Source organism: Fervidicola ferrireducens, from assembly GCF_001562425.1.
GTDB classification, from domain to species: Bacteria; Bacillota; Thermosediminibacteria; order Thermosediminibacterales; family Thermosediminibacteraceae; genus Fervidicola; species Fervidicola ferrireducens.
This window is the reverse complement of sequence record NZ_LOED01000013.1, coordinates 18,035-41,433: the sequence shown is the minus strand read 5'-3', so window position 1 is coordinate 41,433 and position 23,399 is coordinate 18,035. Positions and strand designations below refer to the sequence as shown.

The 23,399-nt window shown below is 41.9% G+C and carries 24 protein-coding genes and 7 pseudogenes; 10 read left to right on the top strand and 21 right to left on the bottom strand.

Going from position 1 to position 23,399, the window contains the following annotated elements; translation table 11 throughout:
• Window positions 1–58 precede the first annotated feature (58 nt).
• Window positions 59–538: a nucleotidyltransferase domain-containing protein gene (locus tag AN618_RS06375; RefSeq protein WP_066353276.1), complete on the bottom strand. Its 480-nt coding sequence runs from the start codon at window positions 536–538 to the stop codon at window positions 59–61.
• A 309-nt stretch (window positions 539–847) separates the two neighbouring features.
• Between AN618_RS06375 and AN618_RS13980 the strand changes: the two are divergent.
• Window positions 848–1,059: pseudogene (locus AN618_RS13980) on the top strand (IS110 family transposase); the annotation flags it as partial.
• 124 nt (window positions 1,060–1,183) lie between these two features.
• On the opposite strand, the gene AN618_RS06370 reads toward AN618_RS13980, so the two are convergent.
• Window positions 1,184–1,948, bottom strand: a complete 765-nt coding sequence (locus AN618_RS06370) for a GGDEF domain-containing protein (RefSeq protein WP_222926367.1) — start codon at window positions 1,946–1,948, stop codon at window positions 1,184–1,186.
• A gap of 105 nt (window positions 1,949–2,053) precedes the next feature.
• On the opposite strand from AN618_RS06370, the gene istA (AN618_RS06365) reads away from it, so the two are divergent.
• On the top strand, window positions 2,054–3,283 hold the full coding sequence (gene istA, locus AN618_RS06365) for an IS21 family transposase (protein ID WP_066353274.1): 1,230 nt from the start codon (window positions 2,054–2,056) through the stop codon (window positions 3,281–3,283).
• The gene (gene istB / locus AN618_RS06360; protein ID WP_066353273.1) at window positions 3,280–4,050 is read left to right on the top strand and encodes an IS21-like element helper ATPase IstB; all 771 of its coding nucleotides are present in this window, start codon (window positions 3,280–3,282) and stop codon (window positions 4,048–4,050) included. The genes istA (AN618_RS06365) and istB (AN618_RS06360) overlap by 4 nt, the downstream gene beginning before the upstream one ends.
• 9 nt (window positions 4,051–4,059) lie before the next feature.
• On the opposite strand, the gene AN618_RS13525 is transcribed toward istB (AN618_RS06360), so the two are convergent.
• From AN618_RS13525 to AN618_RS13515, 3 genes are all read right to left on the bottom strand, one after another.
• Window positions 4,060–4,341, bottom strand: coding sequence for a hypothetical protein (locus AN618_RS13525; protein ID WP_222926365.1), 282 nt, complete (start codon window positions 4,339–4,341; stop codon window positions 4,060–4,062).
• A gap of 270 nt (window positions 4,342–4,611) precedes the next feature.
• The gene (locus AN618_RS13520; protein ID WP_245628429.1) at window positions 4,612–5,058 is read right to left on the bottom strand and encodes an RAD55 family ATPase; all 447 of its coding nucleotides are present in this window, start codon (window positions 5,056–5,058) and stop codon (window positions 4,612–4,614) included.
• Window positions 5,052–5,879 carry an RAD55 family ATPase gene (locus AN618_RS13515; protein WP_222926361.1) on the bottom strand — a complete coding sequence of 276 codons (828 nt, stop codon included), beginning with the start codon at window positions 5,877–5,879 and terminating at the stop codon, window positions 5,052–5,054. Before AN618_RS13515 ends, AN618_RS13520 begins: the two co-directional genes overlap by 7 nt.
• Window positions 5,880–5,983: 104 nt before the next feature.
• Between AN618_RS13515 and AN618_RS14155 the strand changes: the two are divergent.
• Window positions 5,984–6,247 (top strand): annotated as a pseudogene (locus tag AN618_RS14155) (integrase core domain-containing protein); the annotation flags it as partial.
• Window positions 6,248–6,249: 2 nt separating this feature from the next.
• Here the strand turns inward: AN618_RS14155 and hydE are convergent.
• Window positions 6,250–7,305 (bottom strand): [FeFe] hydrogenase H-cluster radical SAM maturase HydE, encoded by a 1,056-nt coding sequence (hydE, locus tag AN618_RS06345; RefSeq protein WP_066353271.1) that lies wholly within the window; start codon window positions 7,303–7,305, stop codon window positions 6,250–6,252.
• A gap of 309 nt (window positions 7,306–7,614) precedes the next feature.
• On the opposite strand from hydE, the gene istA (AN618_RS06340) reads away from it, so the two are divergent.
• The 3 genes and pseudogenes from istA (AN618_RS06340) to AN618_RS06330 form a co-directional block, all read left to right on the top strand.
• Entirely contained in the window at window positions 7,615–9,162 is a 1,548-nt protein-coding gene (gene istA / locus AN618_RS06340) for an IS21 family transposase (RefSeq protein WP_157081648.1), read from the top strand.
• Window positions 9,131–9,904, top strand: a complete 774-nt coding sequence (gene istB / locus AN618_RS06335) for an IS21-like element helper ATPase IstB (protein WP_222926359.1) — start codon at window positions 9,131–9,133, stop codon at window positions 9,902–9,904. Before istA (AN618_RS06340) ends, istB (AN618_RS06335) begins: the two co-directional genes overlap by 32 nt.
• Window positions 9,905–10,072: 168 nt before the next feature.
• Window positions 10,073–10,798, top strand: a pseudogene (locus tag AN618_RS06330) (IS30 family transposase); the annotation flags it as partial.
• Window positions 10,799–11,061: 263 nt separating this feature from the next.
• On the opposite strand, the gene AN618_RS13080 reads toward AN618_RS06330, so the two are convergent.
• The 4 genes and pseudogenes from AN618_RS13080 to AN618_RS06315 form a co-directional block, all read right to left on the bottom strand.
• Window positions 11,062–11,268, bottom strand: a complete 207-nt coding sequence (locus tag AN618_RS13080; RefSeq protein WP_157081647.1) for a hypothetical protein — start codon at window positions 11,266–11,268, stop codon at window positions 11,062–11,064.
• A gap of 256 nt (window positions 11,269–11,524) precedes the next feature.
• Window positions 11,525–12,760: a glycosyltransferase family 2 protein gene (locus AN618_RS06325; RefSeq protein ID WP_187694890.1), complete on the bottom strand. Its 1,236-nt coding sequence runs from the start codon at window positions 12,758–12,760 to the stop codon at window positions 11,525–11,527.
• Window positions 12,750–13,517, bottom strand: coding sequence for a GGDEF domain-containing protein (locus AN618_RS06320; protein WP_157081646.1), 768 nt, complete (start codon window positions 13,515–13,517; stop codon window positions 12,750–12,752). The genes AN618_RS06325 and AN618_RS06320 overlap by 11 nt, the downstream gene beginning before the upstream one ends.
• A gap of 80 nt (window positions 13,518–13,597) precedes the next feature.
• A pseudogene (locus AN618_RS06315) lies at window positions 13,598–13,864 on the bottom strand ([FeFe] hydrogenase H-cluster radical SAM maturase HydE); the annotation flags it as partial.
• A gap of 139 nt (window positions 13,865–14,003) precedes the next feature.
• Between AN618_RS06315 and AN618_RS14150 the strand changes: the two are divergent.
• From AN618_RS14150 to AN618_RS13975, 3 pseudogenes are all read left to right on the top strand, one after another.
• Window positions 14,004–14,277, top strand: a pseudogene (locus tag AN618_RS14150) (IS30 family transposase); the annotation flags it as partial.
• A gap of 57 nt (window positions 14,278–14,334) precedes the next feature.
• Window positions 14,335–14,397, top strand: a pseudogene (locus AN618_RS14145) (hypothetical protein); the annotation flags it as partial.
• 39 nt (window positions 14,398–14,436) lie between these two features.
• Window positions 14,437–14,965, top strand: a pseudogene (locus AN618_RS13975) (fructose-bisphosphatase class II); the annotation flags it as partial.
• Here AN618_RS13975 and AN618_RS06305 read toward each other — a convergent pair.
• The 11 genes from AN618_RS06305 to rpsP all read right to left on the bottom strand — a co-directional run bounded on the left by AN618_RS06305 (window position 14,962) and on the right by rpsP (window position 23,377).
• Window positions 14,962–16,356, bottom strand: coding sequence for an MATE family efflux transporter (locus tag AN618_RS06305; RefSeq protein ID WP_066353257.1), 1,395 nt, complete (start codon window positions 16,354–16,356; stop codon window positions 14,962–14,964). The pseudogene AN618_RS13975 and the gene AN618_RS06305 sit on opposite strands and share 4 nt — an antisense overlap.
• Before the next feature lie 69 nt (window positions 16,357–16,425).
• Window positions 16,426–17,376, bottom strand: coding sequence for an AEC family transporter (locus AN618_RS06300; RefSeq protein WP_066353255.1), 951 nt, complete (start codon window positions 17,374–17,376; stop codon window positions 16,426–16,428).
• 145 nt (window positions 17,377–17,521) lie between these two features.
• Window positions 17,522–19,087: a methylenetetrahydrofolate reductase C-terminal domain-containing protein gene (locus AN618_RS06295; protein ID WP_066353309.1), complete on the bottom strand. Its 1,566-nt coding sequence runs from the start codon at window positions 19,085–19,087 to the stop codon at window positions 17,522–17,524.
• Between the two features lie 159 nt (window positions 19,088–19,246).
• Window positions 19,247–19,600: a YraN family protein gene (locus AN618_RS06290; RefSeq protein WP_157081645.1), complete on the bottom strand. Its 354-nt coding sequence runs from the start codon at window positions 19,598–19,600 to the stop codon at window positions 19,247–19,249.
• Window positions 19,590–20,237, bottom strand: a complete 648-nt coding sequence (locus tag AN618_RS06285; protein WP_066353254.1) for a ribonuclease HII — start codon at window positions 20,235–20,237, stop codon at window positions 19,590–19,592. Before AN618_RS06285 ends, AN618_RS06290 begins: the two co-directional genes overlap by 11 nt.
• A 30-nt stretch (window positions 20,238–20,267) precedes the next feature.
• Window positions 20,268–21,104, bottom strand: a complete 837-nt coding sequence (ylqF, locus tag AN618_RS06280) for a ribosome biogenesis GTPase YlqF (protein ID WP_066353306.1) — start codon at window positions 21,102–21,104, stop codon at window positions 20,268–20,270.
• A 41-nt stretch (window positions 21,105–21,145) separates the two neighbouring features.
• A complete protein-coding gene (gene rplS, locus AN618_RS06275) occupies window positions 21,146–21,490 on the bottom strand; it encodes a 50S ribosomal protein L19 (protein WP_066353252.1) in 345 nt (114 codons plus the stop codon).
• A 49-nt stretch (window positions 21,491–21,539) separates the two neighbouring features.
• Window positions 21,540–22,283 (bottom strand): tRNA (guanosine(37)-N1)-methyltransferase TrmD, encoded by a 744-nt coding sequence (trmD, locus tag AN618_RS06270; RefSeq protein WP_066353251.1) that lies wholly within the window; start codon window positions 22,281–22,283, stop codon window positions 21,540–21,542.
• The gene (gene rimM, locus AN618_RS06265; RefSeq protein ID WP_066353250.1) at window positions 22,283–22,795 is read right to left on the bottom strand and encodes a ribosome maturation factor RimM; all 513 of its coding nucleotides are present in this window, start codon (window positions 22,793–22,795) and stop codon (window positions 22,283–22,285) included. The genes trmD and rimM overlap by 1 nt, the downstream gene beginning before the upstream one ends.
• A 50-nt stretch (window positions 22,796–22,845) precedes the next feature.
• Window positions 22,846–23,073, bottom strand: a complete 228-nt coding sequence (locus AN618_RS06260; protein WP_066353249.1) for a KH domain-containing protein — start codon at window positions 23,071–23,073, stop codon at window positions 22,846–22,848.
• Between the two features lie 19 nt (window positions 23,074–23,092).
• Complete coding sequence (gene rpsP, locus AN618_RS06255; RefSeq protein ID WP_066353244.1) at window positions 23,093–23,377, bottom strand: 30S ribosomal protein S16; 285 nt, start codon at window positions 23,375–23,377, stop codon at window positions 23,093–23,095.
• Between the last annotated feature and the right edge of the window lie 22 nt (window positions 23,378–23,399).

Genomic DNA, 23,399 nt, shown 5'->3' with positions numbered 1-23,399 from the left:
AGCCCTGCCCTTAAAAGAGTTGTAATCCATTCTGCATCTTTCATAATCTATTTTTTTGCTAAATCATATTTTTATTTTTAAACAGCCACTCTTTTATCATTTCTGCCTTTTCAATCCGCCCCATTTTTTTATAGGCCTGATACTCATAATCCAGGGAAAGAACAGGAATTCTCATTCCTTGTACGTATACAAACTTTTTATGCTTCTTAATGTCTACAGGTTCTTCCCATACACCGTCTACCAGTTTTTGTATATTCCCCATAATCTCAACCTTTACGCCGTCGATCATTAAAGCTCCAAAATGTGAACGAATTTTCTCGGCCTGAGAAAACTCCACTTTTCTTATTACATATTTTTCAAAAAGGCGCTCTATTTCATAAGCACCTCTCTCGTCTGTTTGAACATCGATATCATGAACCTCTACAGGCATCCCCTGTAGCGCAAAACTAAAACTTCCTGTTAATACCCAATTTATATTGCTATCATCGAGCTTGTCTTTTATTTTTTTTAAGACTTTCAAAAAAATAGCCTTGTCCATATTGCCTCTCTCCCTGAAAATTTAAGCTCCTCTTATCATCAACTCTTTTGGTTAGAATTAAAGATAATCAAAACGGAAAACTTAACTGGTTAGGTTAATCAGCGAGGTATTAAATCCATCAAAATAAAATCAACCTTTACCCCTGTTATCTTAAATTTAACAGAAAGCGAATTTTTGGCGAATAAAATTCTATTTTCATCGCTGGTTGTATTTCCTGAGTACCTTTGAGTATACTCAATAGTCGCCCTATATTATCTTAATATGGGAACAGCACGGGTGCTAAACTTCTATATTCTTAGTTAGCCCTGTGTCAATGACGATAAGCCATAAAAAACAATAAGAACATTTTCCACTTTACTGACGGGACTTGAAGAATTAAAAGCATGACTTGAATCTGAAAACTGCCGCCATGTTGCCATGGAGAGCACGAGAATATCCTGACAGCCTTGTTTACGACATTCTTGAAACCGTTTTTGACGGCACTACATATGAAAAATGTTCCCGGTAAAAAGACCGAAGTTTTTCTACCGGAAACATTTTTTTAATATGCTTAGCATTGACGAGTAGGATTTTAATATTCTCAAGTTCCAGGAGTTTAAAAGTATCTGTGTGAAGCCGTTTAAAACAATTGAAATAACATAACAACTATGATAAAGCTGAGCAACAGCGGTTTTTTCCTTCTCTTTTTGCTTGATACAATGCCCGATCTGCCCTTTCCAGTAAGGACTCAACTGAGTCATTGTTCTTTGCTAATGCTATACCCAAGCTCGCTGTAACCTTCCGATGAGGAAAAGGATAGTTCCCTATAGCTTTTCGTATTCTTTCTGCCACTGCAACAGCACCTTCTTCGTCTGTTCCCGGAAGAATAATTACAAACTCCTCGCCCCCAAAGCGTCCTGCAATATCTACAGTCCTTATAGAATTCTTTATTATCTCTGCCATCTTCTGTACCATCACATCGCCAGCTACATGGCCAAAAGTGTCATTGTAAGCTTTAAAGTCATCAATGTCAAGGAAAATAACTGCTAAAGGAAGTCTATATCTACTTGCCCTTTCAAGTTCACTAATCAATATGTTACGGATGGTCCGTTTATTAAAGAAACCTGTCAAAAAGTCAGTTTCAGCTTCTCTTTCTAAACGACTTACAATCTTTGCATTTGCCAAAGCTATTGCAGCAAAGTTCACATATATCTGTAGATTCCTGCTATCATTTTCATCCATTGAGTCAGGTGAAAACATTATGCCTAACAAACCTACTGCACCAATAGAAGTCCATAAGGGATAAATCATAATTTTATTTCCAGCATCAATTTCCAAATCTGTATAACCATCTAAGGTTTTTAATTCATCAATATCCAAAAATGTGGGTTCAACCTTCAAAAAAACCTTCTCAATCACTGGATGAACCATCGATGTCACCGCCGGTATATAATTGACCCAGGAGCAACGAAAAGGAATTGACCCACCCCCTGGCGAAATATCCCTCTGATACCAACGCAGATCGGAGGGAAATAAGTGCTAGGGAGTGGATCTATTATCATGTTACACGAACTAAAAGCAAAGGGCAAGAGCATTCGTGCAATAGCACGAGAAACCGGCCTTTCGAGGAATACAGTGAGGAAATATCTCAGAGCGCAAGGAATTCCTGAAAGGAAGCCTCATCCAAAAAGAGGTTCAAAACTTGATCCATACAAGGATACCATTCAAGAACTCATGAATCTCGGTATATTCAATTGCGAAGTCATCTACGAAAGGATAAAAGAAAAAGGCTATACCGGCGGACGCACTATCTTGAGGGACTATGTAAGACAATTCAGACCTCCCAAAAAGACCCCTGCCGTATGTCGCTATGAAACCAAGCCCGGCCAGCAGGCTCAAGTCGACTGGGGTGAATACACATACATTGACGAGGAAACCGGCGAAACACGTAAGCTTTATCTTTTCGTCATGGTGCTGGGATATTCAAGAGCCATATATGTGGAATTCACAAACCGATGCGATGTCAATACTTTTATCCGCTGCCTCATACACGGATTCGAATACTTCGGCGGAGTAACCGACGTATTGCTCACCGACAGGATGAAAACCGTAATAATCGGCACTGATGAAAACAAAAAACCTGTATGGAACTCCATTTTTGAAGACCTTGCTGCGACGCTCGGCTTTACCCCTAGAGTTTGCAAAGCACGGCGCCCTCAGACCAAAGGCAAAGTTGAAAGCGGGATAGACTTTGTCAAAAGTAACTTCCTGCCGGGCAGGAAATTCACAGACTATGGCGACTTGAACCGGCAGGCTATAGTGTGGTGCGAAAATAAAAACAGGAGGATACACGGCACTACCGGGGAAAGGCCCATTGATCGCCTGAAGGAAGAAAAACTCAAACCCCTCCCCAATTATGACAGATACCAGAAGTTTATGGAAGAAGTGAGGAAAGTCCATAAAGATGGCCTTTTAAGCTTCGGCGGTGTAAGATATGGCGTTCCCTGGCAGTATAGCGGAAAAGAGGTGGTTATAAGGGATAAACACGGTAAAATTGAAATCCTCTATGATGGGAAGGTGATAGCAACCCACGAAAAGCAATACCGCTCAAGGACCACGGTTTATGCCAAAAACCAGTATACCGGGCTAAAAGAAGCCGAAGGTATGCTCTATCCTAACCCGCGTGCATACAAGGTCTCTTCTCTGGAAGTTGAAAAGCGTTCTTTAGGGGTTTATGAAAGCCTGCTGGGGGTGGGCACAATATGATAGAGCTTGAAAAAGCAAAATCCAACCTTGAAGAACTGGGGCTTTTAAACGCAGCGGTTTTCATCGATGCTCTTCTTGAAAGAGCTCAACACGAGAATGCCACGTATATTGAGTTCTTAAACGGCCTGCTCGAAGCTGAACTTAGCGAAAGACAAAGGCGGAACATCGAAGTGAGGTCAAAACTTGCCCGGCTTCCGTATAGAAAGACCCTGAAGGAATTCGATTTTACGTTCCAACCCAGTATTGATGAAAAGTTGATAAGAGAACTTGCAACAATGGCTTTTGTCTACAGAGCGGAAAACGTAATATTTCTTGGCCCACCCGGAGTAGGGAAGACACATCTTGCAGTAGGTCTTGCAATAGAAGCCCTGTCGCAGGGTATGTCAGTATACTTTACGAGCCTTTCGCGGCTAATTGAAGACCTAAAGAAGGCCAACAAGGAAAACCGTTTGGAAAAGAGGATGAGGATTTACACTGGGCCTAAACTTCTAATTATCGACGAAGTAGGCTATCTTCCGCTTGATGATCTTGGGGCTAACCTCTTTTTCCAGTTGATAAGCGCCCGGTATGAAAGGGGTAGTATTATACTCACAAGCAACAAAGGTTTTGGAGAATGGGGAGAGCTCATGGGAGATACCGTGCTTGCGACTGCAGTATTAGATAGGCTGTTACATCATGCTCATATAATCAACATACGGGGCAACAGTTATCGCCTGAAAGACAGGTTAAAGACAGGATTGTATGGCAACCCACATAACAATGCTTAATTTCTTAATTTAAAGAGGCCAGAGTGGGTCAATTTTAAGCCGTTGAAAATGGGTCAATTTAAACCCGCTATTGACAATCGACCATACCTTCCCAACCAAAAGCTGACCATACTCACCTTTAGCCTGTATTATCTTAATCTTATCACCCTCTCGTAGACCAATAAAACTCAGTTCAATCTTGTAGATTATTATCAAGGAGTTTATTATAAGCTCCAGAACCTTGTCGAGTTCTACAGTCGAGATCAACAGACGACTAATTTCATAAATACTATTCAGTTCAAGTCTGCGCAATCCTAAAATATTCTTTTCAAGAATGGCCTTAAGAACCTCATTTATCGTTTGGTAAATATTATTAGCTTTAGCGACAAAAGTGTTCTCTTCCTCAATATCTGTTCCAGCTATATTTCCATTAGGTGTGACAACAAGGAACCCTATCTTTTGAGCGTATGTACCCAAGCAATAGGCATAAATTCTAATCCCATAAGGACAAGTAAATATACTTTATCTTCTAGAGAACCTAATATGTCTTTGTAAAAATAGATACATTTTTCATTACAGATCTTATTTCCTTTCGTTGAGTGCTGTAAATATGGTAGTAATATGTCTCCTTTTTAGTTCCTGTGCTATTGCCCAGAGATAATCTTTATACTTTTGTATATCAGACACGCTACTTTCAAAAGAAGATATGCTATCGATGACAAATCTTTCCACATTATTTTTTTCTATCATATCCATTATTTCAAAAGCGTGTTTATCTACATCCAGTTCTATTGGAGAGATAAACTTAATATCCAAAAGACCATTTTTCAGATACCTCTCCAGTTCCCATCCCAAATAATGGGCATTACTCTTAATTTGAGCAAGAGGCTCTTCAAAAGAAAGTAATAGTCCCTTTTCGCCTTTCTCGGCTCCCTCAAGCAAGAATTTAAGAGCAAACGTGGTTTTGCCTGTTCCTGTTCCACCGGAAATTATAGTAATAGTTCCTTCTGGCAATCCACCATTCAGCATTTCGTCCAAACCTTTGATTCCAAATCCTTTTTTTCCGTTTTGACTTCATATTGAAGTTCTTTGCCAGCCGGTTTTATCCTTGGATATACTTTTATTCCTGCAGGAGTAATTTCAAACAAATGCTCGCCTTGTTCAAAAGAAGTTCCTCTCATCTTGAGGATACGCAAATATCTTTTTTGGAATCTCTTCTCTTCCTGCCCATAAAGGTGAAAAATACCATCAGCAACTGCAAATTCACTCAAAACAGTTAATTCCTTTTCCTCATACTCGCCAACAAGAAACACAGTAACCTCCCATATTGATAAAGTAGCAGCCAGATCATAAACAAAAGCCTTAAAAGTTTTCTCGTCGGGGAAGAGGTCTCTTATAGCTTTAAAACTATCAATCACAACTATATTAGGCTTGTGCTTTTTAACCATGTCAGTTAAGTACCCTAAAATCTTATCAGGACCTTGTTTGCGCACAAAAGCTCCAAGATCCCCATAAATAAACTTATCACCAAGAAATTCGTCAGAAAAAAAGTCAAATTCTTGTAAATGTCTTACCATCTTAAATTGCGACTCTGAAACAGTCGTTAGGTATAAACTCCTAAGGCCATCTCTTGCACTATTAAAAATAATGTTTTGAACAAATATTATTTTCCCACTGCCCGGAGCACCAGAAACAATATTAAGCGAATACAGAGGTATACCACCACCAAGAATATTTGAGTTAAAACAGACGTCTTTCATTTCTTCGCGTAGTATTTTCATAATTTTTTCTGCATTTTCACTGCCGATCAACCTGCTTAGAATTTCAACGTAGCTTGTAATAAACTTCATGAACATCTCATCTACCGGAAAATCTGGGTTTTTCTTTAAAGTGGTTAATATTTCTTTTGTAGTTCCAAAATTCTTTAAGGACTTATGAAGGTTCTAAAAGATGTTCTGTATCTTTGCTTAATATCCCGGGGATAAAAAAAAAGACAAATTGCTTCATTGAGCACTCTCACTGCCCTGATGATGAGGAGTTTTGCGCTTTAAACTTGAATAAGGCAACTTCAAGGAGTTCGTTTCTAAACATGGCGCAAAATTGGATACCATATTTCAACTACAGCCGGCCGCATTTCGGCAAAAACATGAATGGAATGACTCCTTGGGGTAACCTGCCCAAAAATAAAAAGCTATTGCACGAAACTATGGCACATTAAAATTAGCTCACAGAAACTCTTTTGTAGTGCCTGCTCTGTCCCTTCCCCTGCCCGACCTTCCTTCCCAGCGAAACAATAATTGACTCAATGCATCCTCTGCACTTTGTCGCATCCTCATTTATGCAAATCTTGCCAGGATACAGCTCATATTTGAGCTTGTACTCAAGGCTGTTGACGTTCGGCATTACAATGTTTGCACCACACATGAGCCCCTTTTGTCTTCCCAGCGGGTCTAAAGTGCCAAGTGCAGTTGTTGCCGGAATATTAGCATCTGGAATCAAAAGCCTCAAAATGGCAATGCTCTTGAGCGTCAAATCAACTGAACCTTCTTTTGCATCTTTTAGAGGCGTTTGTGGATGAGGAATAAAAGGTCCAATGCCTATCATATCTGCATCCAATTCCTTTACAAGAATTATGTCCTGTGCCAAATCATCCAACGTCTGACCTGGAAGGCCTATCAAAAAACCTGTCCCAAGTTCATACCCAAGTTTTTTGAGCCACTTAAGGCACTCTATCCTGTTTTCAAAGCTCATGCCGGGATGATACTTTCTATATAGCTTTTCATTTGAAGTTTCAAACCTCATCAAAAACCTGTCCGCCCCGGCATCTTTAAACGCCTTGTACTCATCATACGACCTTTCACCAATCGAAAGTGTTATAGCAACGTCAACCACCCTTTTTATCTTCTTTATGATTGAACACAGCCTGTCTTTGGTGTAATACATGTCCTCACCAGACTGCAGCACCACAGTGCGGTACCCCATTTGATATGCTCTTTTTGCAACCTCTACTATCTCATCTTCCTGCATTCTGTACCTTTGAGCACTCAGGTTACTGCGCCTCAGTCCACAGTAAAAACAGTCGTTTTTGCAATAGCTTGAAAATTCAATAAGTCCCCTCAAAAAAACCTCGTCGCCAATATGCTCTTTCCTTACCCTGTCTGCTGTTTTGAAAAGAAGATCTTTATCCTCACCTTCTGCAATCAGCAAGAGTTTAATCTCATCCTTTGTGAGATTGTTCTCATAATACGCTTTTTCTAAAATCTTTTTCACTTTCATCTTAAACTCTCCTGTCATAAAGCAAATTTTGAGTGGTTAATTGTAAAATTAAATGCGACACCAAAAAATAGTTGAACCATAGCGTGAAACCCGATATGATGTTGGTTGGCAAAAACTAACACATATGGAGGATTTCAGCTATGGTTCTTACTCAAGAGTATACCTGTTTATGGCATAATAGAATTGCATAAAACGGCAGCAAAAAGTGCATAGCTTAGCTAAGCAAAAAGAGGACATTGCCATCACGTTCTAGAATAATCCCTTCTGAACTAAAGGTAAAGGCAGGAGGGAATTCAAGAGGTGATAGCAATGGCCCAACAACAGTATATCAAACATCTTTACGAAAAAGAAGAGTGTAGTATTGCCGAAATCAGCCGGCGAGTAGGTGTCAATTGGCGAACAGCAGCTAAATATGCTAAAAAAGACGACTGGAATAAACCCATACAGCAGACCAAACGCCGGCAGCCGGTAATGGAACCTTTTTTGGACATCGTGGATACCTGGTTGATGGAGGACATGCTCAAGCCACGTAAAGAACGCCGCACCGCAGCCTCTATACATAGGCAGCTGGTCAAAGAACATGGTTTTCAAGGTTCGGATAGAACAGTTAGGGCTTACGTATCTTTCCGCAAAAAAGAACTATATGCTGAAGCACAAGAGAAATACTTACGGTTGGAGCACCCACCCGGACGAGCCCAGGTGGATTTTGGGACTAGCCATATGGTGTGGGATGGAGCACTGAGGGAAATCAAGTATTTAGCGTTTTCCTTCCCATACAGCAATGCAGGTTTTTGTATACCATTGCCTTGCGAAAATACGGAGTGCTTGCTCTACGCTATGATCCGGGTTTTCGAGTGGATAGGCGGCGTTCCGCCGGAAATCTGGTTCGATAACCTTTCGGCAGCAGTTGCAAGTGTTGGGAAAGGTGAACAACGGGAATTAACCGAAACCTTTCGCCGGTTCATGCTCCACTACCGGTTTGAGGCCAAGTTCTGTAACGCTAGCAAGGGCAACGAAAAAGGCCACGTTGAGAACAAAGTGGGCTATACACGGCGCAACTGGCTCATACCATACCCGACGGTCTCAAGTTACGAGGAATTAACGGCTGAGCTTTACCGGTTGGCCTTAGAAGATATGCAGCGCCCCCACTACGAGAAGAAAGTTACAATTGCCGAATTGTGGGAGGAGGACAAAAAAGCACTCCTTCCCCTGCCCACAATCCCCTTTGAACCAGTCCGGTTCGAGACTGCCCGTGTAAATAAATATGGCCAGGTGCAATTCCATGGGGAAGTCTATTCGGTACCAAGCGCCCAGATTGGAGAGCGGGTGCTTCTCAAGCTCTGGTGGGACCGCGTGGAGGTTTTCAGCCGCAATGAGGAGCGTTTAGCCAGCCTCCCGCGCCGCTACACGTTGAAAACCCAGCCCATTGACTGGAAAGGATACTTTAGAATTTTTATCCGCAAACCCAGGGGTGCCCGGCACGCCACCATGTACCGGTTCCTCCCCGAGCAGGTTCGGCAGTACCTGGAGGAATGTGATCCGGCGCAATACCAGGAACGGCTAAAGTTCATTCATACCCTCCTGGAAGAAGGATTCACCATTGAGGCTATAGCCCAGGCTCTGGAGGAGGCCACGAAATGCCAGGCATACCATGCGCTGGATAGCGCCTTAATCCGTCATAAGCTGTACCGCATCACATTCCCGGACACTCCCCTGGAGATTTTGAACGAGACCTATACGCCAGACAGCGTCAGGCGTTATACGCCAGAGATCAAAGCATATGACCGGCTGGTGCCACAGGCGGCCCGGAAAGGAGGTGAACTCCGTGGCCAAGCTATCGTTGAAGGAGCAATGTAAAGCCTTAAAGCTGGCACATATCCCGTCTATTTACCTGGAGGTCACCTACCATGACCGGGAACAATACCTGACCGACCTGTTCGCAGCCGAACTTGAGGAACGTCATGCCAAGAAAATCCGAAGCCTCATCAAGCGGGCGGGTTTCCCGGCACATAAGACATTAGAAGAATTTGATTGGAGCCCTGTTACTTTGCCAGGTTCCACCACCATAACTGACCTGGCAGAACTCACCTTCATCGAGCGCCGTGAAAACGTGCTGGCGCTTGGGGCCGTGGGAACCGGCAAGACGCATTTGGCCATCGCCCTGGGGATTCGGGCCTGTATGGAAGGGAGAAGCGTCCGTTTCTACCGCTGCCTGGACCTCGTCAATGCCCTGTTGGAAAATCACCGTCAGGGACGTTTGCGGCGGCTAATGACAGAGCTGGAAAAAGTCGATCTGATTATCATCGACGAGCTCGGCTTCGTGCCACTTCTCCGTGAGGGGGCTGAACTCTTATTCAACGTTGTAGCCCAAGCGTATGAAAGGCAAAGTATTATTGTTACTTCTAACTTACAGTTTGGCCAATGGAATACTGTGCTGGGGGATAACCGCCTCACAGCGGCGCTTATCGACCGTCTGGTCCATCATGCCCATATTCTGGCCTTTGAAGGGGAGAGCTACCGCCTGCAGAGGGCACTCTCCATGATAGCCGTCAACCAGTCAGACAACAAAGAGGACAGTATTACAAGTATAGCGAACTGAAATCTCCCCAATCTTTGGGGGAGAAATATTACCCAACGTGATGGCAAACTCTGCATTTTTTCATTGCCGAATTCATCATTTTATACTTGCCAAATACAGAGTATACCACATCACAACGCACTTTTAAACACCTTACACCCTATGAAAGAGATAAAATTTGTGCTCTAGGATAAATGGTCCCCTGATGCTGTAGTAGGAACTGCTCGCCGAGAAAAACTCTTTGACTCTTCATCCATGGTCTGCATAAAAACCCTCTACAACTATATTGACCGATGCTTAGTTAAAGTTCGAAATATCGACCTTTTCATAAAAACAAGACGTAAACCAAAGAAGGAGGCTCCTCGAAATCATAAGCGCCTTTATGGCAAGAGTATTAGCGAGCGGCCTGACAGTATAGAAAAGCGAGAGGAATTCGGCCACTGGGAAATCGATACCGTCCTTGGTAAACGCTCTAGCGACCATGTTCTGCTGACTCTAACGGAAAGAAAAACTCGCTATCATCTGATACTTCCCTTAGCAAACAAGACCGCCGAGGAAGTGGATAAAGCATTAAAACAGCTAAAAAGCCTATTCGGTCCCCTTTTCTCTCTTGTATTTAAGAGCATTACTTCTGACAATGGTACCGAGTTTGCCAATCTTAGTAACCATGGGATTGAAGTCTATTATGCTCATCCCTACTCAGCTTGGGAACGGGCCACCAATGAGCGGCACAATGGCCTAATCAGGCGGTTAATTCCTAAAGGAACGGTTATTAAAGAATTATCACCTTCGCAAATCGAAAGAGCGCAAAACTGGTGTAATACCTTGCCTAGAAAAATCCTGGGCTATTGCAAACCAGCAGAACTCTTTCTCAAGGAAATAGAACGCCTAACTTATGAACTTCAGCCTTTATGATAGAGGAACCCAACATCATTCGGGTTTCCAAAAAATGTGTCGCATTTAATATTGCAATTTAAGGCTAATAAATACCATAAATGTGATTCCCAAACGTTTACTGCCACCCTAACTATCCCGCTCCATTCATGAACCTTAACTCTCACCACTAAACGAACATCTATCCGCCTGAACACTTTACCGTAGATAATGCAAAGCTTCCATCTCCGTTCATTTTTCACGCCAAGCCAGCGAAATACGAAATATATATAATGCAACCTAGCTCATACTATCTTTTCTGCCTTCAATTCTATCTTTTCATCTACTTTAAACCCATAGATACTGCAGACGACCTTATTAAACTTTTTTGGTTGCACAAAGCATAACATACCTTTAAGAACAGCTTCAATCTGCAGTTCTGCATGAATCGAAACCTTGAGTATAATTAAAAGCACGCACCCTTTACCATTAACTTTGATGTGACAAACCACAATAGAAAATATAAATACAAGCCGAGATACATATATCCTTTTAATAAATTGAATGCAATTACTGCTTACCGCTCTCCCTATCCTTTCTAATTACACAGGATTTTCTGTATATATTATAACGCTTATTAGTTATTCCTTCAAACAAAATTTTCAGGAAAAAAGAACTTCTGTTAGTTTTATGCAGGGTAAACATTCTCTGGATAAACAGCTCCAGTATGGGAAGCAAAAGCAATACGAGAGCAAGGAGTATGTAGATTTAAAATCTTACCGTTTTATCCCAAACTATGAAGGTACTGCTATCTTTGCTTTGCAGCCTGTTTTTAAGTTGTGTCAGATGTGCTCTTATCAGAAGCAATATCCATAACTGTGCGTAAGTAAAATACATCAACATCGAAATTATGATATTGCCCACATTAATTTCTTTGTCGATAACAATAGATGCTATTAACTGCACCACATATACCCACCATGATTCAAACCAGATAATAAGCAATGGGATTTTATAATCAACATTAATACGTCCTAATATACCCATTGCAAACCAAATATCGGAAACAAGTACCATTGCAACGAACAAATGATAAATTGATATTAACTGAACTGCATTTACTATATTAGCATTTCTTCGCAACGTTTTCTCTCTAATTAACTTTGAGACAATATACAGATTTCCGAGCATCCATCGAGTCCGCTGTCTTAACCACACTTTATACGTTTCTGGCTCCTGTTCCCATGTTATCGAGTCGGGTACGATAGGAAGAAGATAACCTTTTGCAGTTATTCGCATTGTTAATTCTGCATCTTCTGCAAGTGCGTAAGGATCCCAACCGCCGATTTCTTTTAAAACCTTTCGCTTGACAAGCATGTTAGTGCCTGTCAGGGAACCGAGCTTAAAAAGCTGCCAACGTCCGCATTGCATTAAAAGTTGAAATACTAAAAATTCTATGCCTATCATCCTGGTTAGAAAGTTTTTATACATATTGATGGTTCTTACATACCCTACAGCTCCTGCATATCTTTTATTTTCCAAAGTTTTAGTAACAAGTTTCAAAACTGCATCCGGCTGCGGTTGATTATCCGCATCAAAAACTATTACCATTTCGCCTTCAGATATAGAAAGTCCATAGTTTAATACTCGTGCTTTCCCTTTTGGAAAACCGGGTGGAACTTTTACGTGAAATATATTTTTATAAAGCTTTGAAAAATAATCCGCTATATCTCCTGTTTGATCTGTAGAATTATCATTCAATACATAAATTTTTAACTCTCCCGGGTATATCAAATTAGCCATTGAATCCAGCGTTTCAAACAAAACTTTATCTTCATTGTGTGCCGGAATAAGTATGTCAACAGATGGATATTCTTCTAAATTATTTTTAACATCGTTTTCTTTTCTGATTCTAAAAATCAATCCAGATGTAGTCAGTACAGAATAATAAAAAATTAACAGCCAAAATGAAATTGCTATGAATATTATTATTTTACTTAACATTTTCTATTCCTCCGCATTCTCCGGCTATGCAGTTTATAAATTCCACTGCCTCGTCAAGGTTAGTCGGAATAGGATGTATTTGGAAATCTAATTCCTCTAACAACACAGATGCATTTATTCTTTCTTCTTTCTTTAAATTCTCCTTTATCCTTCCCACCACTATCTGTGCACCTTCCAAATTGGTGTTTTGAAGCACTATCAGTAAAGTATTGTTCCCTAATGAACCAGCCAAGTCGTACTGCCTTCTTATAGAATTAAGGCAGACTTGTCCAATAATTCTTGCTATGCTTCCTGAATAGTATGTTTTCCCTCTTGATTTTACATTCAATCCTGCCCATCTCAAAACTACAAAATATCCCGACTGGTTCCTTCTTTGCATACTGGTAAATATTATCTTAAACCTTTCTATAAGTTCACTTTTTGTTAGGACACCTGTAATTTCGTCGGTCCTTTCTAATATCTTTAGTTTTTCTTTCATTTTTCTGTTTTCGACTGTTATATTAGTTATTTCGGAAAGCATTACCCAGAAAAGAATTAAAAAAATAATCCCCATAATTTGTTTTAAAATTAGCGTTATCTGAAATGAAATTCTGCTGCCATTTATCCATGCTGTATATACCTGCCAGAATGCAACAGCAAAAGTTGTCATAGTTAATGTTACAAAACCATATAGACTTCCGCCGATTAGGATTGAAATGTAAATAAAAACCATAAAAATAAGATAAATTGAAAAATCTTCTATTGCGAAGAAGTTCAAATAAATAATAAACATTATAAATTGCAACAAAAAAATTATAGATATTTTCAATCTATCATAAAATTGCACTGTAATCCCCCTATCTCATCTTCCTGCATTCTGTACCTTTGAGCACTCAGGTTACTGCGCCTCAGTCCACAGTAAAAACAGTCGTTTTTGCAATAGCTTGAAAATTCAATAAGTCCCCTCAAAAAAACCTCGTCGCCAATATGCTCTTTCCTTACCCTGTCTGCTGTTTTGAAAAGAAGATCTTTATCCTCACCTTCTGCAATCAGCAAGAGTTTAATCTCATCCTTTGTGAGATTGTTCTCATAATACGCTTTTTCTAAAATCTTTTTCACTTTCATCTTAAACTCTCCTGTCATAAAGCAAATTTTGAGGGTAAATTGTAAAATTAAATGCGACACCAAAAAATAGTTGAACCATCGCGTGAAACCCGATATGATGTGGTTGGCAAAAACTAATACAATATAGAGGATTCCAGCTATAGTTCTTACTCAAGAGTATACCACATCACAACGCACTTTTAAACACCATCACCCTATGAAAGAGATAAAATTTGTGCTCTTCTAAAAGATGGATTCTCGCCGACTCAAATGCTAAGAAACTTGGCGAAATAAAACGTGGCACAACAACTCAATTTTGCACAGATCTAACTACGTATGAAGCGTACCTCCCGGAAACCGACCAAGCAGCGTATGAAAAAGAATCGCTCTTCCCGGGCAGAAAAAGCAAAGTTCCCCAAGTCGATTCCTTTTTATGATATGCTGAACGTTTTATGCGAATTTCCACAATTACAAAATGAGATGTACATGTCATGGATATGGAAAGAAAAATTTCTCTTGAATCCGCTAGAGTAACAGAGGCCGCTGCAGTTGCCGCCGCCCGGTGGATGGGCAAGGGAAACAAGAATAAAGCCGATAACCTAAAAATTGTATCCGAAAACCTTAAAAAATCTATATCGGACCTGACCGTGGTCATTCTTGACAGGCCGAAGCACGAACAACTCATAAAAGAGGTGAGGGAAACCGGCGCGAGGATTATGCTTATTTCCGACGGAGACGTCTCCCCGGCCATAGCCTGTGCTTTTGAAAGTTCCGGAATCGATATAATGATAAGAATAGGCGGCGCCCCGGAAGGAATTCTGGCTGCCGCCGCGTTAAAATGCCTGGGCGGTGAGTTTGATGGGGAGGTTAAAACCTGAGAACGAAGAACAAATAGCAAGATGTAAAAAAAATGGAACTTTCCTACCCAAACAAAATTCTTAAATAGGAGCGGCAACCCACACCCTGGTAGTGAGAGGGAAGGCCGGAACGATTAGATTTATAGAGGCTACTCATTGCTTTGATAAAAAACCAGCGTATAATTTGCAAGGGATTGAAAATCTAATATGTCGCATCAACAAAAACCCTCCCCGGCAAAAAGGAAAAGCATTTTGCAGACCCTAGATAGCGTCTTTCAGGCCTGCAATCGATTTTTCCTCTTTAGACAGCAATTCCAGCTCCTTCAACGTACTTAATGCCATGGGAACCGCAAGCAAAAACGAAAAAACGTCAGAAACGGGTTGGCTTATCTGAACTCCGATCAAGCCGAATAACCGCGGAAGAACCACCACTGCCGGGATGAAAAACAAACCCTGTCTAGAGGCGGACACGATAGAAGCTTGAAGACCCTTTCCTATAGTTTGAAGAAGCATATTCGTCATAATAATCCAGGATGAAAGTGGGAAAGTGATGCATTGAAATCTCAAAGCCTTCACACCTATGCTCAATACCTCAATATCCTCTTTTCTAAAAATTGATATTATCTGGCGAGAAAATGAAAAACCGAAAAAAGAAAGCACGGTCAAGAAGACTGCCGCGGTTTTTACGGAAAACCAGAATGCTTTAAGCACCCTCTCGTATTTTCTTGCACCATAATTAAATCCGCACACTGGCTGAAAACCCTGCCCGAAACCTATAACCGCCGACATTGCAAACTGAAAAAGCCTCGTCACTATAGCCATGGCTGCTATAGCCGCATCGCCGTAAGGGCGGGCGCTGAAATTCAAACAAATCATCGATATGCTTCCGAGGACCTGTCGGAAAAAGGAAGGCAGGCCACCTTTTAAAATTTCTTTATAAATCTCCCATTTGAGAGAAAAATTTTTAAACTTAATTTTTATATTGCCTCCTTTGCCGGAATTCCAGTAAAGTATTAAAAAGCTTATGAACTGGCTGATTATTGTGGCCAAGGCGGCTCCGCCGGTTCCCATCTTGAATACAAAAATAAATATGGGATCAAGGATTATATTTATAACTCCTCCGGTCGCTATGCCAATCATCGCGAAAAAAGCGCTCCCCTGAAAGCGCAGGATGTTGTTAAGGACGAAAGATGCCATCATGTAAGGCGCGCCTATTAAAATGTAACGGATGTAACTCCTGGCATGGGGCGCAATGGTTGGGGTTGCACCCAACAAATAAACCAGAGGGTTTAAGAACAAAAGCCCCAGCAAGGCAAGCATGGCACCCAATAATAGCGCGGTAAAAAAACCGGTTGCCGCTACGCAAGAAGCGTACTTTCTTTCTTTTTGCCCTAACAGCCTTGATATATAATTGCCAGACCCCATACCTATGGTAAACCCTAGTGCCTGTATTATCGCCATCAACGAAAAGGAAATGCCTACCGCTCCGGAAGCACTGGTGCTGATTTTACTTATAAAAAAAGTGTCTGCCATATTATAGATGGCACTAATAAGCATGCTCACTATGGTTGGTGCCGCCAAAGAGCATATAAGTCTTTCCACGGGGGCTTGCGTCATTATTCTAAATTTTTCTTCCGCACCAACGTTCCTATTCATTGATTATCCTCCCTACAGACTTGACCATAACATCATAAAGCATTTTCAACAAGCCCTAGTCCGTAAGCATCAAATTTTTTCCATCATCATCATCAAAAAAGGAATCACAACAACGCTAAACAATGTGGTATACGAAATCATATTTACAGCAAATTCGTAGTCGGCTCCGTAAACTCTGGCGAGGATAGATGTATTCACCATTACGGGCATTGCGGACATAATAATAAAAACGTTTCTCATCAAATCGGGGATTTTTATAAAACTGCTTAACACTAAAACCAACACCGGAGCAAAGAAAAATCTTCCAAGAAACACCATTAAAGTTTCCTTTTTAAATTCAAACTTTTCCCTCCCCATCTGGTACATTACTGTACCCACGTAAAATAAAGAAAGCGGAGTCGTTATATCACCGACCATTTTAAAACTTCTGAAAATGAATTCGGGGAGTTTTATGTTCAAGAATAACAACATTAATCCGGTTAAAAAACCCAAAATCGGCGGATTTATTATCCTTTTCAAAGTAGTTAAACTAAAAAAGGCTTCTTCCATTTTCTCCGAAGCATCCCTCGCAATGCCATAAACTCCAAGAGTCCACCAAAGGAAAGTACTAGCAATGTAGTACATCAGAGAATAAGGTATCGCACCATCTCCGAAGAGCGCCTGACACATTGGAAGCCCAACAAATATCGAATTCGAAAAAGAAAACGTAGCAGCGAAGGTTCCCCTTTTATTTCTGTCTACTTTAAAAACCCATGCAAACAGGTAGGCTATAACATAGGATAAAAGGATAGAAAAAAAGGGTATAAAAATTCCCTTTCCGTAATTTAAAAGCTCCTCTTTTGTCAAAGTCGAGGTTATATTTACCACTAGATTTAATGGGAACGACACGTTCAGCACGATCTTTACGAATAAATCCGCAGTCTTCTCATCGAACCATTTTATCTTCGCAAGATAATATCCTAACGCTAAAACTAGAAACACCATCAAGACTCCTTGCAGCGATGATAAAAAGGTCTGCATTGCTTTCCCCCTGTGAACAATCTTATTTAAAAACCCTCTTTTTATATTAACACGAATTACAAAAAAATGCAGCAGGTCAATAAAAAAACCGTTTCAGGGCAAAATCTCCCAAAAACGGCCGGGCTTTAAAATATTTTCACTTAACTTACTTGTCCTTTTTCTTTTTTTCGACCCGCTCTATTCCCAGTTTCTTTGCGGAATGATCGCGCCCCAAATAGTAATTAAGCCACGAAGATGTCTGGAACAGATCCCAGTTGGGCGGCGGTATTATATCGCCGTCCAGCTCATTTTCCCTCCCGTAATGCTTCAGGCGTGCATAGGCGCGCACGTAGGCGCATTTTTTCTCGTTAGGATAAACCTCGCACCACCCCATGTAGCTTCCGCCGCACGCACCATTTCTCTGATTTTTCGGACACTGGGACATGGGGCAAACGTACGCCAGATCCATCAAGGCGCAGTCACCGCAATCATGGCAATCGTATAGGCAAACTTTAGTCAGGTGCTCGAAGGCGTGGTACGGCCTTTCTAAGCTGGTCCCGTCGACCCTTTTGGCTATTCCTCTCATCAGCCCCCATAGAGGTGCCCCCGGCTCCAACATTAACTTGTGGGTCAGAATCGAAAGGGGATATACGAATTCTACTTTGGCATCCAGCGGCCTATTTTTCCGGTTAACCGGCTCGGGTCTGTTTAGACCGGTTTTTTCGTCCTTTTCGTAATAGTAAAACCCGCCCGGTATCGGGAAGTCAAACTCGTGTATAAAGTCCATCCAGTTTTTGCTCAATTCTTCTCCTTTTTCGATAATATATTCCACATCTTCGTATTTTACGTTGTGTCCGCCAATATGGACACCGTCGTAACCCATGCCTTTCATAAAGGCATACATTTTGGCAGCCCTGTCCAGTCGGGCCTGCCGTCCTTTATCGGGGGATTGGGCTTCCTCTTCGAGCTTGGCCAACAATTTATCAGTAACCACACAGCCCGGAATCTTATTTTTGTTCATTATTCTGGCCGTAGCGAGGGGTAAAACGTAAATATTTCCTACAACTGGAATATCCCAGCCCTGCTGGCGTATAAACAGAATTACTTCGTGAAACTTTCTTGCATCGTACCCCAGCTGGGTGACAATAAACTGCGCTCCGGCCTTCACCTTCTTTTTCAATTTGAAATACTGAACCATCTGCTCCGCTTCGGTGGCCTTGAAGGGAGACACCACCGCTCCCGCAAAGAAATCGCTGGGCTGATGCTTAACTGTTCCTTTAATTCCTTTATATTCAAGTCCCCGGTTCATCTGCGAAATTAGGTCGAGAACGTGAATCGGGTCCAAGTCAAAGACGGGTCTTGGCCTCCCCGCATAACCCGATACCGGATAATCGCCTGTCATGACGAGTAGATTTCTGACGCCCGCCCTGTCCAATGCATAAAGCTGACTTTCTATCTGACTGCGGTTTCGGTCTTTGCACGTAAAATGTACCAGCGGCTCAATACCCTTTTTAAGCACCTCTACTGCCAGATAGTCAGGCAGCATGGCTGGATTGCCGCCCGGATTATCGGTCAACGTTAAGGCATGGATCTTGCCCCCTTTAGCCGCGGCTTCCGCGGCCTCAAGAGCCTCTTCGATGGACTTTTCCCTTGCTCCTCTTCCGGGCACCAGTTCCCAAGTCACGGAAAACACGTTTTTGTCCAGAAGGGACTCTTTGAAGCGATTCTCCACTTCCATCACTCCTTTCTTTCCTAATATCACTTCTCCACGCTTGCGAGATGTGAATATAGTTGTATATAACTGTCTAATTTAATTATATCAATATTTGTTATATTCTACAATAAGCAATATTTCACAAGTATTCTCATGATTTTATGCGGAAAAAAGCTTCTAAAAGGCATTTTTAATATGTATAAGTTCCCTTAAAGCCCCTGGGATCATATTTATTTCGATAACGTCAAACCTTAAATCTCCTACAGGCTTATGATATTCGTTCAAAAAATTTAAAGATACCAATCTTATTTTCCTTTGTTTTCTAATATCAACGGCTTCCATGCCCCTTCCGAAAGCATCGGACGTCCTAGTTTTGACTTCGATAAAAACCAGTGTATTATTTTCTTTTGCTATTATGTCTATTTCCCCGTATCTTGACCGGTAATTGACCTTTACGATTTCGTAGTTATTTGCCTTTAAATAATCAAGGGCATATTTTTCCCCCATATCACCCAGCTTTTTACGTTCCAATGAAATCCCAACCTTTTACGGAAAAACTCCTTCTGTGTACCGGGGATAGCCCGTATTTTTTGATGGATTCGACGTGTTTTTTGGTGCAGTACCCTTTGTTGTTCCAAAAATCATAGTAGGGATATAATTTATGGTAATCCTTCATGATCCTATCTCTTTCCACCTTTGCCACAATTGAAGCTGCAGCTATCGAAGCACACAGCCTATCTCCGTGCACGACTTTTTCTTGCGGTGGCTCTATCTCTGGAATTACCAGCGCATCCACCAGCACAAAATCGGGCTTAACAGGAAGACCCTCCACCGCATTTTTCATAGCAAGCAAAGTCGCATTTAAAATGTTGTGCCGGTCTATGTACTTTTCGTCCACTACCGAGTAGTTAACCGCCACGGCCTTTTGCTTTATCTCCTCGTAGACTTTTTCCCGTTTGCTTTCGGAAAGGAGCTTCGAATCTTTAAGATGCATTATAAAAACGTTTAGAGGGAGAATGACGGCGGCAGCCACCACGGGTCCGGCCAAAGGGCCCCTTCCGGCTTCATCAACCCCTGCGATGTAGCGATAGCCTTTTTCGGCAAGCATCCTCTCCCTGGCAAAAAGTTCGTAAACCCTCTTTTTTTCTTCTTCCAGGTTAAATTTCACTTAAATTGTATCCCCCTTTACACCCTATCATTATTCAAGAATCAATTCATCATCTTCGGCTGGCTCTTCCAGAGAAATCCTCCCCAGTTTCCCATCCTGGAATTCTTTTAAAAGAGTTTTCGCCGCCCTCAGAGTGTCGGGCCTGCCTCCGGAAATTATAAATCCTCTGCTTTTTGCAATTTGCTCCAAAATAGCAACAGGACTTTGCGGCGTTTCTATTTTATAACGGGCCGCCAGTCTTTCGGGATGCTTTTTTACCAAAAACTCAATTAATTTAAGACTTATTCTTTCCGCATCCAGCAGTTCTTCCTTTATACACCCCAGAAAAGCAAGTTTCAGACCTATCGATTCTTGTTCTATCTTGGGCCATAAAATTCCCGGCGTATCCAAAAGTTCGAGTTTATCTCCGGCCTTGAGCCACATTTTCCCTCGGGTTATCCCGGGCTTATTTCCTGTCTTTGCCGCCTTTTTCCCAACAATTTGGTTAATGAACGAGGATTTGCCGACGTTTGGCACTCCCACCACTATACCCCTCAAAGGCCTTTTTGTCTGCTTAGAAAAATCCTGCATTATTTCATCCAGTTCCTTGAAACCCGCTTTGTTCCGGGAATTGACGCTAACCGAATCCAATCCTTTTTCCGCAAAATAATTTTTCCACAGCTTTGTGGTTTTTTCATCTGCCAAATCTGCCTTGTTCATTATCAAAATCAACTTTTTTGAGCCTATCAGTTCGAAAATATCGGGTATATGGGTGCTTTTAGGGGCCCGTGCATCGATAATTTCCAGCACCAAATCCACCAGCTTCAAATTTTCCTTAATTATCCGCCGCGTTTTCGCCATGTGACCGGGATACCAATGAATATGCACCAAATCACCTTCCCCGTAAATTAATAAAAGGGACTGGTCTCTCAGTCCCTCTCCTTGATTCTTGCAGCTTTTCCCCTCAAGTTTCTCAAGTAGTAGAGTTTTGCCCTGCGAACCTTTCCCCTTTGAACTACCTCTATCTTCTCTATGCGAGGCGAATGGAGCGGAAATACCCTCTCTACTCCTACTCCATAGGAAACTTTCCTTACGGTAAAGGTTTCTCTCAATCCGCCGCCTTTCCTCGCGATGACCACGCCTTCAAAAACCTGAATTCTCTCCCTGTTGCCTTCCACTACTTTGGTGTATACCTTCACGGTATCGCCCGGTCTGAATTCGGGTATGTCCTTTCTCATCTGCTCTTCTTCCACTGCCCGAAGCAAGTCCGACATGTTCTCCCTCCTTTCTTAAATATGCCAGACCTAATTATAGCACAACCCACTAATCTTGACAACCAAATCCCATCTCTTTAAGCAAACTCTTATCCTCTTCCGTAAGTTCCAATTTCTTAAAAAGATCGGGTCTTTTTTCCAAAGTTCTCCGCAATGCTTCCTTTCGCCTGAACCTCTCTATTTCCCGGTGGTTTCCGGAAAGCAAAACCTCAGGAACCCTAAGGCCTCTGTAAACCTCGGGCCTGGTGTAGTGAGGGTATTCCAGAAGACCGCTGCTGAACGATTCTTCTTTCAGCGACTCATTACTTCCAAGTACCCCAGGGACCAATCTGGAAGTAGCATCCACTATTGCAAGCGCCGGAATTTCTCCGCCTGTCAAAACAAAATCTCCCAGCGATATCTCGTCGGTTATTATCGTCTTTACCCTTTCATCTACTCCTTCGTAATGGCCGCATATGAGTATTATGTGCTCCTGCTCTGCCAGTTCTCTTGCCATATCCTGGTTGAAGACGGAGCCTTGAGGTGAAAGAAGTATAATCTTCCTTTTTTCAGCGTCAACGGTGCGGGATGCATATTCCACTGCTTCAAAAATTGGTTCCGGCTTCATGACCATTCCCGCACCCCCGCCATAGGGATAGTCGTCAACTTTCCTGTGCTTATCTTTCGAAAAATCTCTTATATTCAGGAGTTCTATCCGGACGAGTCCCTTTTCCCTGGCTCTTTTCAATATGCTAACGTCCATAGGTCCCGAAAAAAATTCCGGGAAAAGGGTCAATATATGAAATACCAGCACTAAAGCATTCCCTCCATGAGTTTGACTGCCATTTTCTTATTTTCAATGTCTATACTTTTTACTACCTCCCTTATGGCGGGTATCAATAATTCTCTGCCGCTTTCTAATTCCACCACGTAAACGTCGTTGGCGCCAGTTTTCATTACATCTTTAATACGTCCCAGCAGCGTCCCGTCTTCCTCATTATATACCTCCATGCCTATTATGTCGCAAATAAAATAATGTCCTTCTGGCAGCTTTACCGCGTCTTTCCGATGAACCATGATGTATCTATCCCTGAAGCTTTCGGCGGAATCCACCGTGTCAATCCCCTGCAGTTTTAAGACCACAAATCTCTTTTTTAAAAAAATCACCGATTCAACGTCATAGGCTTTTAAAGCACTGTCTTCTTCTACGAAAATCGACTTTAACTTTTGATACCGGGTTATATCATCGGTCAAAGGTTCCACTTTTACTTGGCCTTTAACTCCCCAAGGGCAAAGCACCTTCCCTATAGTTATATACTCCCTCAAGGGAAAGCCTCCTATCCTTGAATAAAAGGGTTAGGTATAATCCTAACCCCTTATAGAATCTCAACGATTACCCTTTTGCCTTCTTTGGCGGCAGCAGCTTTGACGACGGTTCTGATGGCTTTTGCTATCCTGCCCTGCTTCCCGATGATTTTGCCCATGTCATCGGGGTGGACTTTTAATTCAATTATTACTGACTGTTCACCTTCCACTCTGTTTACAGTCACTTCTTCGGGGTGGTCAACCAATGCTTTTGCGATGTATTCCACTAATTCGGTCAAGGTTCATTCCTCCTTTGCTTTAAGAATTTTCTTCGGAATTTGTTTTCTGAGCTTTATACTTTTCAAGGATACCGGTGGTCTTGAATAAATGTTTCACGCTATCGGTTGGTTGGGCACCCTTCCTCATCCAATCCAGAGCCTTTTCTTCATCGATTTTGATTTCGGCCGGATCGGTGAGGGGGTTGTAATAACCGATTTCCTCTATAAACCTGCCGTCTCGCGGGCTTCTGCTGTCCGCCACGACGATCCGGTAAAAAGGCCTCTTCTTCGCACCCATGCGCCTCAATCTTATTCTTACCGCCATCTATCGTTTCACCTCCTTCTAT

Excerpts from the sequence above, each read along its gene's own strand:
- AN618_RS06375 (WP_066353276.1), bottom strand. The coding sequence starts at position 538 with ATGGACAAGGCTATTTTTTTGAAAGTCTTAAAAAAAATAAAAGACAAG.
- AN618_RS06370 (WP_222926367.1), bottom strand. The coding sequence starts at position 1,948 with ATGGTTCATCCAGTGATTGAGAAGGTTTTTTTGAAGGTTGAACCCACA.
- istB (WP_066353273.1), top strand. The coding sequence starts at position 3,280 with ATGATAGAGCTTGAAAAAGCAAAATCCAACCTTGAAGAACTGGGGCTT.
- AN618_RS13520 (WP_245628429.1), bottom strand. The coding sequence starts at position 5,058 with ATGCTGAATGGTGGATTGCCAGAAGGAACTATTACTATAATTTCCGGT.
- AN618_RS13515 (WP_222926361.1), bottom strand. The coding sequence starts at position 5,879 with ATGAAGTTTATTACAAGCTACGTTGAAATTCTAAGCAGGTTGATCGGC.
- hydE (WP_066353271.1), bottom strand. The coding sequence starts at position 7,305 with ATGAAAGTGAAAAAGATTTTAGAAAAAGCGTATTATGAGAACAATCTC.
- istA (WP_157081648.1), top strand. The coding sequence starts at position 7,615 with ATGGCCCAACAACAGTATATCAAACATCTTTACGAAAAAGAAGAGTGT.
- AN618_RS06325 (WP_187694890.1), bottom strand. The coding sequence starts at position 12,760 with ATGTTAAGTAAAATAATAATATTCATAGCAATTTCATTTTGGCTGTTA.
- AN618_RS06305 (WP_066353257.1), bottom strand. The coding sequence starts at position 16,356 with ATGAATAGGAACGTTGGTGCGGAAGAAAAATTTAGAATAATGACGCAA.
- AN618_RS06300 (WP_066353255.1), bottom strand. The coding sequence starts at position 17,376 with ATGCAGACCTTTTTATCATCGCTGCAAGGAGTCTTGATGGTGTTTCTA.
- rplS (WP_066353252.1), bottom strand. The coding sequence starts at position 21,490 with ATGTCGGACTTGCTTCGGGCAGTGGAAGAAGAGCAGATGAGAAAGGAC.
- rpsP (WP_066353244.1), bottom strand. The coding sequence starts at position 23,377 with ATGGCGGTAAGAATAAGATTGAGGCGCATGGGTGCGAAGAAGAGGCCT.